Annotated in this window: 12 protein-coding genes and 1 other RNA gene; 6 read left to right on the top strand and 7 right to left on the bottom strand. The window is 36.3% G+C overall.

Annotation, left to right across the window (positions count from 1 at the left end; genetic code table 11):
• Window positions 1–30 precede the first annotated feature (30 nt).
• On the top strand, window positions 31–1,623 hold the full coding sequence (locus BBG48_RS03920) for a potassium/proton antiporter (RefSeq protein WP_068912407.1): 1,593 nt from the start codon (window positions 31–33) through the stop codon (window positions 1,621–1,623).
• Window positions 1,624–1,690: 67 nt separating this feature from the next.
• Here the strand turns inward: BBG48_RS03920 and BBG48_RS03925 are convergent, their stop codons facing one another.
• The gene (locus tag BBG48_RS03925; RefSeq protein ID WP_068912405.1) at window positions 1,691–3,205 is read right to left on the bottom strand and encodes a DEAD/DEAH box helicase; all 1,515 of its coding nucleotides are present in this window, start codon (window positions 3,203–3,205) and stop codon (window positions 1,691–1,693) included.
• Between the two features lie 62 nt (window positions 3,206–3,267).
• On the bottom strand, window positions 3,268–3,465 hold the full coding sequence (locus tag BBG48_RS03930; RefSeq protein ID WP_068912403.1) for a cold shock domain-containing protein: 198 nt from the start codon (window positions 3,463–3,465) through the stop codon (window positions 3,268–3,270).
• Window positions 3,466–3,854: 389 nt separating this feature from the next.
• On the opposite strand from BBG48_RS03930, the gene ffs reads away from it, so the two are divergent.
• The 5 genes from ffs (at window position 3,855) to BBG48_RS03955 (ending at window position 8,565) form a co-directional block, all read left to right on the top strand.
• Window positions 3,855–4,120, top strand: an RNA gene (ffs, locus tag BBG48_RS03935) — signal recognition particle sRNA large type.
• A 31-nt stretch (window positions 4,121–4,151) separates the two neighbouring features.
• Entirely contained in the window at window positions 4,152–4,859 is a 708-nt protein-coding gene (locus tag BBG48_RS03940) for a response regulator transcription factor (protein WP_068912401.1), read from the top strand.
• Window positions 4,846–5,736, top strand: a complete 891-nt coding sequence (locus BBG48_RS03945) for a sensor histidine kinase (RefSeq protein ID WP_068912399.1) — start codon at window positions 4,846–4,848, stop codon at window positions 5,734–5,736. Before BBG48_RS03940 ends, BBG48_RS03945 begins: the two co-directional genes overlap by 14 nt.
• Before the next feature lie 131 nt (window positions 5,737–5,867).
• Complete coding sequence (locus BBG48_RS03950) at window positions 5,868–6,614, top strand: ABC transporter ATP-binding protein (protein WP_068912397.1); 747 nt, start codon at window positions 5,868–5,870, stop codon at window positions 6,612–6,614.
• Between the two features lies 1 nt (window position 6,615).
• Window positions 6,616–8,565, top strand: a complete 1,950-nt coding sequence (locus BBG48_RS03955; protein ID WP_068912395.1) for an ABC transporter permease — start codon at window positions 6,616–6,618, stop codon at window positions 8,563–8,565.
• A gap of 278 nt (window positions 8,566–8,843) precedes the next feature.
• On the opposite strand, the gene BBG48_RS03960 is transcribed toward BBG48_RS03955, so the two are convergent.
• From BBG48_RS03960 to BBG48_RS03980, 5 genes are all read right to left on the bottom strand, one after another.
• Entirely contained in the window at window positions 8,844–10,136 is a 1,293-nt protein-coding gene (locus BBG48_RS03960) for a tyrosine-type recombinase/integrase (protein ID WP_068912393.1), read from the bottom strand.
• A 3-nt stretch (window positions 10,137–10,139) separates the two neighbouring features.
• A complete protein-coding gene (locus BBG48_RS03965) occupies window positions 10,140–10,376 on the bottom strand; it encodes a MerR family transcriptional regulator (protein ID WP_033120015.1) in 237 nt (78 codons plus the stop codon).
• Window positions 10,377–10,801: 425 nt separating this feature from the next.
• Window positions 10,802–11,056, bottom strand: coding sequence for a helix-turn-helix domain-containing protein (locus BBG48_RS03970; RefSeq protein ID WP_068912391.1), 255 nt, complete (start codon window positions 11,054–11,056; stop codon window positions 10,802–10,804).
• Window positions 11,037–11,483, bottom strand: coding sequence for an RNA polymerase sigma factor (locus tag BBG48_RS03975; protein WP_068912389.1), 447 nt, complete (start codon window positions 11,481–11,483; stop codon window positions 11,037–11,039). The genes BBG48_RS03970 and BBG48_RS03975 overlap by 20 nt, the downstream gene beginning before the upstream one ends.
• 495 nt (window positions 11,484–11,978) lie before the next feature.
• Entirely contained in the window at window positions 11,979–12,407 is a 429-nt protein-coding gene (locus tag BBG48_RS03980) for a metal-dependent transcriptional regulator (protein ID WP_006773701.1), read from the bottom strand.
• Window positions 12,408–12,409: the final 2 nt, after the last annotated feature.

Here is a 12,409-nt window from a genome sequence, read left to right on the forward strand (position 1 = left end):
TAAATCTTTTATATATGAAAAGGAGCACAGATGACTATCCTTGTGACTGGAATTGTTTTAATACTAGCACTTTTAGCTATAAAAATTTCCAATCAGTATGGAATACCGTCCTTGGTACTTTTTATTCTCCTTGGAATTAGTTTTACCCTGATTGGTGTTGACTTTAATGATTACCCATTTTCTGAAAAATTTGCATCTCTTGCCTTAATGTTTATCATGTTCTATGGTGGCTATGGTACAAAATGGCAAATGGCAAAGCCTGTAGCACTTCCCTCTGTTATTTTAGCTAGTGGAGGGGTTGTTTTAACCGCTCTAATTACCGGAGTTTTTTGCCATTTTGTACTTGGTTTTGACCTAATTCAGGCAATGCTGCTTGGTTCAATAGTTGGCTCAACTGACTTTGCAACAGTATCGTCTGTCTTGAAATCAAAAAAATTAAATTTAAAATATTCCACTGCTCCACTGCTTGAAATGGAGTCGGGCTCAAATGACCCGTTTGCATATACTATGACAATGATTTTTCTTGCTATTTTAAGTGGCTCAAAAGTAAATATTGCAATGTTAGTTATACTCCAAATAACTGTTGGGATTTTGATTAGTTATATAGGTGGCAGAATATTTTTTATCCTACTTGAAAAAATCGACTTTAGTGAAGACGGAATGCTATCAGTTTTTATGATTGCAGCTATACTATTAATCTATCAAATAAGTGCTATGCTTGGTGGCAATGGATTTTTAGCCGTCTACTTATTCGGCATTTATATAGGAAATAAGGAATATAAAGGCAAAAGACAGACTGTTTTCTTCTTCGATGGTATTTCCAATATAATGCAAATTGCTCTATTTTTTATGCTAGGTCTGTTATCAGAGCCTAGCAAAATAATTTCTAATTTAGCTCCTGCATTTTTCATAATGCTCTTTATGACTTTAATTGCAAGACCTATTGTAATCCTTTTAGTTTCATTTTTCTATAAAATGAAATTAAACCAAGTAATTACTGTAACTATCTCCGGTATAAGGGGAGCTGCTGCAATTGCTTTTGCAATTATGGCTGTAAACCAAAATATTCCTTTTGAAATAGATATTTTTCATATAGTATTTGGAATATGTATTCTTTCAACATTAATACAAGGTAGTCTTATGGCAAGTGTCTCTAAAAAAGTCGACATGATAGACCCAAATGACTCCGTACTTAAAACCTTTAACTCTTATCAGGATAAATCTGAGATTGCTTTCATAGAGACTTCTATAAAATATAATTGTAATTTGAACGGCAAAACTTTAGCCGAAATATCTCCTATTTTTGATATCATTGTAGCTAAGCTTATTAGAAATGGTAAACAAATTGTGCCAAAAGGCGATACAGTGGTACAACCAGGCGATAGAATTATAATAGGTGGCAAGGAATACTTTGACTCTTCAGGAAAAGATTTGCTTGAAATTACTTTGTATGACAATCACCCTTGGACAAATAAAAAGGTCATTGACATAGATTTGCATCATAGAACTCTGATAGTAATGTTGCTTGATAATAAAAATAATGTCGTAATTCCTACCGGACAGACCGTCTTAAAAAGCGGTGATAAACTGGTTTTATATTCTTTAAATGATGAAAACAGCTAATATATTTCTATAAATATAAAAACCCCTATGACTTAGATTGCTCTAAATCATAGGGGTTTTATATTAATCATTTCTCTGAACTTTTTTGTGTATGTTCATTTTTTCTAAAATTATTATTTCTTGATTTTTTATCACCATTGTATGGTCTATCTTTTTTGTATCTTCTTTCTGATAAGTCCTTGTGGTAATTTTTCTTATAACTACCTTCTTTTTCATTTTTTCTTCTATATCCAGCAGAGGCTTTTTTATATCTCTTTGCAAGTCTAAGCGGAGTTTCAAAGGTCAGGTGTACCTTTGCAGTCTTTTTATCATTTTTGGTCAATAATTTTAACGCAGATATTATAATATCCACTGCATCATATTCTTCTAGTAGATTTTTTGCTATTTTGCCAAGTTCTTCTTGTCTTTCTGTTTCTATGCCGTCTTTAATCTTATCCTTGGCTCTTTCCATTACTGCACTTTGGGCTTGATATTTTGTAGGTGCACTGATTTTTTCTACTCTACTTTTTGTATATTTTTGGATTTCTTCCAAAAATTCCATTTCCTTTGGATGCACAAAGGTAATAGATGTGCCAGTTTTTCCTGCTCTGCCTGTTCTTCCTATACGGTGAACATAGCTTTCTATTTCCTGTGGCAGGTCAAAGTTAATTACATGGGTAACTCCCGAAATATCCAGCCCTCTAGCTGCTACGTCCGTAGCCACTAGGATTTTTATTTGTTTGTTTTTAAATCTTTCTATTACTTTTTCCCTTTTTTCTTGTTTCATATCACCATGGATACCCTCTACATCGTATCCTCTAGTTTTTAGGGCATTTATCAGCTCATCGACTCTTCTTTTTGTCCTACCAAATATCATACAAAGGGGCATTTGATATATATCTATTAATCTGCATAGGGCATCAAATTTTTGATTTTCTGATAATTCTATATATTTTTGGTCTACTGTATCTACTGTTACTGTCTTAGGATTGATTTTTATATGCTTTGGCTGTTTCATGAACCTTGTAGTTATATTTTTAACCCTATCCGGCATTGTAGCAGAAAAAAGCATTGTGAATTTTCTGTTTGGTATTAGAGATAATATTTTTTCTATATCCTCAATAAATCCCATTGATAGCAGCTCGTCTGCCTCATCTATAACTACTGTTGTAATATTTTCAGTCTTGACTAATCTTCTGTCAATCATATCCATAAGTCTACCGGGTGTAGCAACTAAGACTCTTGGGCGTTTTTTTATCCTTTTAATTTGTTTGCCAATATCTTCTCCGCCATAAATTGCTGAGCTGTCAAAATCATAGTATTTTAACAGTGCATTTATTTGGCTGTCTACTTGGGTACATAGCTCTCTTGTAGGCGTAATTATTATTGCTTGTACCTTTTCATCGCCTTCGTCTATATTTTGTATTATAGGTATCCCAAAGGCTACTGTCTTGCCTGTACCTGTTTGTGACTGTCCTATAACATCTCTATGGCTAAGAGCCTCCGGTATTGCCTGCTCTTGTACCTTTGTCATTTGTGTAAAGCCCATATCCTCTATGGCTTTAAGTATTCTTTTATCTACTTCTAATTGATTAAATTCCATCTTATTCCTTACTTAAAAAAAGAACTTAACCGAGACTCGGTTAAGCTCTTCAATTAACCTTATTAAAGTTTTATAACGTTTGCAGCTTGAGGTCCTCTAGTACCTTCAGTTATTTCAAATTCTACTTCTTGACCTTCATCAAGAGTTTTGAAACCATCAGATTGGATAGCTGAGAAATGTACGAATACATCGTCTCCGCCTTCTCTTTCGATAAATCCAAATCCTTTTTCTGCATTAAACCACTTAACTTTTCCTGTCATGTTTGTTTCCCCCTTAAAAAAGAAATATTTTGTAGTACTTAAAGAACTGTCGCTTTCAAAACATAGCTATTGTTTGGTCCTTCAGTATACTACCAAGGGAAAACAAAATCATTTTTACTTGCCTTTTCTTCTTTAATTACATTTATAAAAATACCACAAAAATGTAATTAAATCAAGCCTTATTTTGATTTTAATGTTCAAGTTTGCTAAAAAGGCACACATTTAATCGTTTTTCTAATAGTTGTGTTGTTTTTAATATTCTTATGTTAAATTTATGTGAATTGCCTTAGTATATACATCTTAATATAAGCTTACATTTTTACAAAAATTTTTTTCGCTAAATTGTCTATGCTTGATATATAAGTATTTTTATGTTATAATTATTTTTACTGTGATAGATGGGGAAGTAGCGGAGCCTTGTAACCTGCAATCCGCTTTAGCAGGGTCGATGCTCGTTTTGAGTGTATATTTTGCAGAGCCGTCCTAATATAATTTTCGTTGAGATTGTAGTCTCATACAATAGTGTGTCGTGAACCCCGTCAGGTCAGGAATGAAGCAGCGGTAAGCGAATTTCATTATGTGCTGTGAGGGTGCTGCGGTTGAGTTAATTATTTTGGGAAACGTCTGTGGAATATATGCGAAAGCGAGTTCACAGTTTTTTATTTTCTTTCTTTTGAGGTCTATTTATGAAAATAATGATTGTTGAAGACGACCTGCTTATACGCAATCAACTAAAAAAGGAATTAGAGCAATGGGAGTACACCATAATTGATGTAGAGGATTTTTCCAAAACCCTCTCTATTTTTGAGGACTCTGAGCCTGACTTGGTATTGATGGATATAAAGCTGCCCATATATGATGGATATCATTTTACAAAACGTATCCGCAGCATCTCATCAGTGCCTATAATATTTATATCCTCTAGGTCAGATAATATGGACCAAATTATGGCTCTTGAAATGGGTGCAGACGATTTTATATCAAAACCCTTCGACATGGATTTTTTGATTACAAAAATTAAATCCAGCCTAAGAAGAGCTTATACTTACGACAGTTCAGATAAAAAAGATGCTTTAGTTTTAATTATACATATCAATGGTTTAAAAGAGCTACGTTATGATGAATTTAAATACACTCTTTCATTTGATGAAAGGACTGTTGAGCTCACTAAGACAGAAAATACTATTTTTAAAAAACTTGTAAATAATATTGGAAATTATGTCACAAGAGACTCTCTTATACAAGAGTGCTGGCAAGGCGATGATTATATTGATGAAAATACTCTTTTTGTAAATATAAGTAGACTTAGAAAAAAACTTTCGTCTATAGGATTAGATAATTTTATTACTACCAAAAAAAATGTTGGATATAGGATAGAAAATGCAAATCTATAATTTTTTAATTTCTAAATCTAAAGAATTTATATTGTTTTTATCACTACTTAGCGTCAGTATAATTTTAACAATTTTATTTGATATCCAAATTCAATTTTTAATCACCTTATTAATTTCTCAATTTTTAGTTTTTTTATATTATATGATAATTGCCTTTACCTCATATAAAAAGGTTCAGGATAAAGATAAACTCCTTCACGAATTAGAGCAAGCTTTGAGAGAAGAAAAAGAGCAAAACCTTAGATACAAAAATAAATTAGACGATTATTTTTTAACTTGGATACATCAGATAAAGACGCCTATTACCTCCTTAAACTTGATTGCTAATAATTTTTCCTTGGAGGATAAAAACACCATTAAAATTATTGCCTTATCCATAGAAAACTACACACAAATGGCTCTGTCATACTTAAAGCTGGGTGACTTTTCAGCGGATATGGATATTAAAGAAGTCGATATCTCCGAAGTAGTAAAAGCCTTGATTAGAAAATACAAATTAAACTTTATTTCCACTAAAACCCCTTTAGATTTTGAAGATTTTAAGAAAATCACTATATCTGACAAAAAGTATTTGTCATTGATGCTTGAACAGATTTTAAACAATGCACTGAAATTCGCCAATGGTAAAAAAATAATTATAAAATATAATTTTTGTGAGAATTATCTAATGATAAAAGACCTTGGTATTGGAATAGACAAACACAAAATAGAAAAAATTTTTGATAGGGGTTATAGTGCGTCTTATGGTGTGAATGAAAATAAATCTACAGGCATAGGTCTCTATTTGGTAAAGCAAATATCTAACAAACTTGGTCACAAGGTTGCAGTTTATTCTGAGGTAAATATATATACAGAATTTAGAATATATTTTGATTAAACTTACAAAATTGTAAGTTTAACTTTCACTTTGTAATGTTAGATAAAAGCTACATTCTCTTTTTTATTTTATAATAAGTTATATAAATTAAATATAACTTATTATTTTTTATACTTTAATTCGGAGGATAAATGAATTTACTAACAGTAGAAAATCTTAAAAAGCTATACAAAAGCTCCAACACATTAGCACTTAAAAATGTAAGCTTTGAAGTACAAGAAAAAGAATTCGTAGCAATAATGGGAGAAAGTGGCTCAGGTAAAAGCACCTTATTAAATATAATTGCAACCTTGGATAAGCCAACTGAAGGCACTGTTGTAATAGCTAATCAAAATATAGAAAAATTAAGTCCATCTCAAATAGCCACATTTCGTAGAGAAAAGCTTGGATTTGTATTTCAAGATTTTAATTTAATAGAAACTTTTTCAGTTAAGGATAATATTTTACTACCTCTTGTCTTATCAGGTGTTGATATTTACACCTTTGATAGCAAGCTTGATTATGTATCAGAAAAACTTGACATCAAAGATATTTTGTCAAAAAATATCACTGAGCTATCCGGTGGTCAAAAGCAAAGGGTAGCTATAGCAAGGTCTTTAATCACATTTCCAAAGCTCATACTTGCTGATGAACCTACCGGACAGCTAGACAGCAAATCTGCTGAAAATGTAATGCAAATTTTTAGCTCAATTAATGACGATGGCAATACAATCTTGATGGTTACCCACTCAATCAAGTCTGCGTCCTATGCAAAAAGGGTGCTATTTATAAAAGATGGTATCATTTTTCACGAAATCTACAAAGGAGCACAAACTAACATAGATTTTGCTGAAAAAATAGCCGACTCCCTCACTCTTTTAAACAGAAGAGGTGAATAGCATGATTAATAAACTGGCGATAAAAAATCTAAAATCCAACTCTAATGACATTGTATCTTTCATACTGTCTAATGCTATGATGTATGCTGTACTTTTTGTAATGACCAGTCTTACAAAAAATCAATATGTACTTACAAGACACCCTCTACTTATAGATATGATGCAATTTGGAGTATTTATAGTCTCAATAGTAGATGTTATTTTTACTGTATACTCCCAAAGATTTATCATCAAAAAAAGATTTCAAGAATTATTTTTATACGAAGTTCTAGGACTAGAAAAAAAGCATATAATAAAAATGCTTTTTATAGAGTCTGCTTTTATATTTGTATTTACTGCTATATTAGCTGTAGTTACAGGATATGTTCTTGGTATATTTTCATTTTTATTCTTGCGAAAATTATTGAATATTACCCTAGATGCTTTTAATATATTTAATTTTGAAGTCACCTCCCTTGCCTTTACTATTTTTATAATGGTTGGTTCATTTTTGCTCAATCTTGCTATTAATATTTTCCATATAGCTAAAAAAACACCTACTGAGCTTAAAAATTACCAAAATGAACCTGAAAAAGAACCTAAAACAAAAACCATAAGCACTATACTTGGATTTGTTGCATTAATCTTAGGATATGCAATCTCCTTATTTACAAACAACCCCTTTAATGCAATATTTCTATTACTTGTCGCAATACTGCTTGTAATAATTGGCACATATTTATTATTTACCTCTATATCAATCTTTATACTAAAGCTTGAAAGAAAAAATAAAGCTCATTATTACAAGGTAAAAAACTTTTTAACTATATCAACACTTATTTATAGGATAAAATCTAACGCAATAAGCCTTGCAACAATCACCATACTTTGCTCAGCGGTAATAATATCCACATCTACAGTTTTGACTATAGGGCAGACCACTAAAAATATGATAATCGATAACGATTACGTCATGACCGGTATACTTGATAAAAATAAATTAACCCTACAAGCCATAGATAATAAAATATCAGAAATTGACAATAAATTTGCTCCCTCTTTGAGCATGGACAAATCTTATTTTATCTCCTACTCAATCACTTGCACTATAGACGAAAGCGGTGTAATTAAGCCATTAGATAGCAGTAACTCACAAGATTACAGCAAATATACAATGCTTACTATTACCACAAAAGATTTTTACGAAAAAGCTTTCAACGAAAAACTACAAAACATAAACTCTGAGCAAATATTTTTTGGTACTAATAGTAAGAAAACTGGAAATCTAAAGCAAATAACCCTATTCGACAAAATCTACCAAACCATACCTACTCAAGAAAAATGTGATAAAAGAATGGTAACAGATAAAACCTTTTTAATAGTAGATAACTTTGATACATTTAAATATTTGGTAAATTCATTTTCAAAAATAGAAAATAAGCCCTCTCAAATATATAATTTATTGTCCTATAATATTTTCATCAATCAAGGTGATACTGACATTTACAATTACTTAAAAACTTTTTCTGAGCAAAACTCTCTTGAGCTTTATGATAAAAAGGGGCAAATTGACTTTTTACAAGAATTTTCCGGTGGTTTTTTATTCCTAGGTGTGCTCATATCTATCGTATTTACTATAATCACATCTCTTGTGCTTTATTATAAGCAAACAGCTGAAGGCAATGAAGATAAAAAAAGATATGATATTCTCAAAAAACTTGGCATATCAGAAAAAATGGCACAATTTATAATAAAATCACAAATGAAAATTGTATTTTTAATGCCTATAGTTGTGGCAGTAGTTCATAATATTATAGCCAGCAAAATTATGTATAATATTTTGAGATTATTTGGATTATTAAATTATTCTTCCTATTTTAATAATTTGATATTAATATCGTCTATATATGGGATAATTTATTTTATATCATATATGTTGGCTCAAAAATCATATAAAGATATAATTTGGTAATTCAATTATAGTTTAAAATTTTATTGAACATTCCTATTAATTAAATAAATGGCAATAAAAAATAGTAGAATTTTTCTCTCTGCCGCAAGATGATTTTAGGTCGGTTGAGGGATTAGAAAACGCCGGAAACCCGCATAAACTCTATGCTTTTGCGTGTTCTCGGCGTTTCTTTTATCGCCTGTGTTAGTGGTGCTTTTTCGGTAAATGGTGCCCAAATGGTGCCAAAATCCCACGCGTGGCTATAAAACGATATAAGAAGCGGTAAAGAGATACAGCGGTTAAAGCTCTAAATCGCTGCTCTTTTTCTTTGCTTTCTTCGGCTCGGCTTTCTCTGCCTTTGCCGGGTCAGCCTGTTTGACCGTCCCATGATAAGCGTCTAAGACTTCCTTTTTTCGTTCAAGCCGCACGTCCACATAACGGGCAGTAACAGCTTCAAAGTTCATAGACAGCCCAAGTGATACGCCGATACCCGCAAGCGTATGTCCCAACACTTCGCCTACGGTGTAGAAGTCGCCCGTCAGTTGGTGCATATTCGTAGCCGCCGTATGGCGTAAATCGTGAAAGCGGATATGCGGCATATCCAAATCTTCAAGTAGCTTTCCAAACTGGGAAGATACCCACGACGCAGAGATAGGGGAACCGTCCGGCTTCGCTACAACAAGGTCATTGTCATAGTAAGGCTTTCCGTTCTTTTCTGCCTGTTCGCGCTGCGCTTCCTGCATAGCAAACTGTTTGAGAAAGAACGGGCGGGCAAGCTCTGTGATAGGCAGCTTTCGCCCGTTGGATTTCGGCGGTGCCATTTCCTCAATGACTTTTGTTTTCGGCGGTACCTTAAAGGGTAGCTGCTCGGAAACGTCAAAGGTGTTGTTTTCCAAATCCACATTGCGCCAGCGTAAGCCCAGAATTTCAGAACGGCGCATACCGTAAAGCCCGCCTAAGATAACGGGCATTTCCCAAACCGTACCCTCGACGCGCTGCATAAGGGCTTTTACCTGTTCCGGCGTGTACGGGTCGGGGGTCTTGTCGCTCTTTCCAAACTTCGTAAGCGTGTCCTTTGCCGCGTTGGTTTCGATATAGCGGTATTTCCGGGCATGGCTCAACGCCACGCTCAAAACACGCTTTGCCCCGGCTGCGGTGGACGGTTTCAAGCCTTTGTCGATAATCTGCTGAAACATTTTATCTACCATAGCGGGGGTAAGCTGATTAAGGGCAACGCCGCCGATATAGGGATTGATATAGTTTGCAATCGTCTTTTTGTACCCGTCGTAAGTAGAGGGGCGCAAGTTCACTCTTGCATAGCTTTCTACCCATTCATTCAGATAGCTTGCAACGGTCTGTTTCCGCTGTGAAGCGATAGACGCAATCTGTCCCGGATTATGGAGCTTTGCTTTCATCTCTGCTTCATGCTGTGTCGCTTCCTTTTTTGTTGGAAAGCCCTTTTTTGAATAGGTTTTCTTTTCCCCATTCGGGGCGGTGTACTTTATATTCACGTCGTAAACTGTACCCGGCCGCCCGGTCAGTACGCCGTTGCTGTCGCGCTTATTCTTAACCTGCCTTGTTGATATAGCCATAGCTTAACCTCCCTGTCGCGCCGGGGGCTTCGCTGTCGTCTTTGCCCTATGATACCAGTCCCAGATTGCAGCGTCAGCTATCAAACGGCGGTTTCCATTCTGTATATATTCAAGCTCGCCGCTATCCATAAGCTCACGCAGCTTATTTTCCCCGATACCGCTAATCTTGCTCATTTGCTCAACAGTCTTTAACATAGGGAATACGGGGATAGCGGGGCTTGCTGTTTCCTTTTTTGCCATAGGAAAATACCCCCTTTCAAAATGGCTCAAAGGTCTGTTTTTGAATAAAAGGGGCTTTAATCGGACGGCTATTAGCATAGCTCCACGAGAATTTCACTCCTGCGTGGTTCTCACGCAGCCCTACCCATTGCCTTCGACGCTTCTAACGCTCGGACTGTGGCTGTAAGGGAGTATCATTATCCCTTTTGTGTGTCGTCGCCCGCAAGCTGCTAAATTGCTTTGCGGTGTGGTGTTGTTCGCTCGTTCCCAAAAGGGAAGTCATGGCGCACCCGCCGTATGGCTCGGCACAAAAGGAACGTATCCGATTTGCCCTATACTGCGTCGCCGTTATCTTGCGGGCTTTCTTTGTCAAAGTGCAAACAGGCTTTTTGCTGACACCTGCGAAACGGAAAAGGGGGATTAAGGCGTTTCGCTGCGTGTGTCGTTTAATCAGCCTTAAATCTGAGGACTGTCCTCATCAGTTTGGCTTGCAGCCTTTCGCGGATGTCCTCGTCCACGCCGTAATAGGCGTTGCCTCTCTCGTCATAGAGCTTTCGCATGGAAAGGCTTGCGATATATCCGCTGAAATGCTGCACCACCAATTTCATAGCCTCCGGATCACCCTTTGTTGCCGCCAAAATGATTGGATAAGGAACAAGAGCGACTTCCGGGCTTTCATACTTACCATTCATCCCATTCATCAGCGTGTTCCTCCAAATACTTTTTCAGCAGCTCGAAAGAGCTTGTCCGCCGATACTGGATCGTGCTGCGCGGTGCGTCAAAGAGCTTACCGATCTCTGTATCAGTCATTCCGGCAAAGTAGTACAGAAGTACCGCCTTGCGCTTTTCCTCCGGCAATGTGCGGAGGGCTTCGGCTATGAGCTTCGCCGTGATCTTCTTTCCCGCTGCGTAGTAGCCCGGCTCTGTATCCTCATGGCCGCCGTAAAAATAGCTGTCATAGGTGCAAAGCTGGTCTTGCTCCTGCGGGGTCAAATCGGAAAAGCTCACTTCCTTTGCTCTGCGCCTCTTGATTTCTTTGTGGGCGTTGGCGGCTTCGTTCCGCAAAGCCCGCTTGCAGAAACTTTGAAAGGCGCATTGCTTTTGAAACTCCAAGCGATTAGGTTGCATCGTCTCACCTCCTTTCTGGCCGAAAGGCGGCTCGCTGGTATATCCCCTTTTCGCGTATGACTACAACCGATTTTTTGAAATGCCAAAGAATCGGGGAAACTTTCTGAAAAAAACTTTGAAAAAAACAGAAAAAGCCCCGACTGCATGAAGCAGCCGAGGCAAAATAGGAACCTACAACAGCAGGGGGATGATTATGTTGTTTCTTTACACGGACGCAAAGGGGTACGGAGTTGCGATTGCTTTTTTTTGCAGGTTAAGGATATGAAGATCAGACGGACATAAAATGAACACGACGACACCTCCTTGCAGCCGCCGTGTTCCGAGAATAGAGTGACGCTATACAGCCTCCGTATCCCTTTTCAAAACAGGAAAACGGCGGTTTGAAATTGTGTTCGTTTCAAAACCGCCGTCAGATCAGATCATATTATCTTTTAAGGACATCCCGCAATTCTGACAACGGTTTTAGGGTTGCAATAATGGAAAAAGATTGCACATTTAATTATCTTCCTTTGTACTGTTCTTACTTTCAGTCACAAGCTGACAGGAATCCGCAAACGGGCAGGTGTTTTGCTTCTGCTCCTTTAAGACATGGAACGATTCATGGCTGATTGTGTGTTCCATACGGCAGGCTTCTTCCTCCGCAATCGCAGTATCAACACCGGCACCGGCAAGGTGCTTTGCAAAAAACTGATAGCGTTCATAAAGTTTTTCCGCCGTTTCTTGACCCAAAGCGGTAAGGTGCAGAAAGTGGTCGCTGTCTTTCGTGAGAAAACCTCCTTCGCGTAACAGCTTTACTGCATGACTGACGCTGGGTTTGGAAACGCCCATGTAAGCCGCGACATCAACGGAGCGCACTTTACCGTTATTCTTTTGCAGAATCAGGATTGCTTTTAGGTAATCTTCCCCGGAGGAATGTAGAACCATAA

The sequence above is a fragment of the Criibacterium bergeronii genome (genome assembly GCF_001693775.2).
Lineage (GTDB): Bacteria > Bacillota > Clostridia > Peptostreptococcales > Filifactoraceae > Peptoanaerobacter > Peptoanaerobacter bergeronii.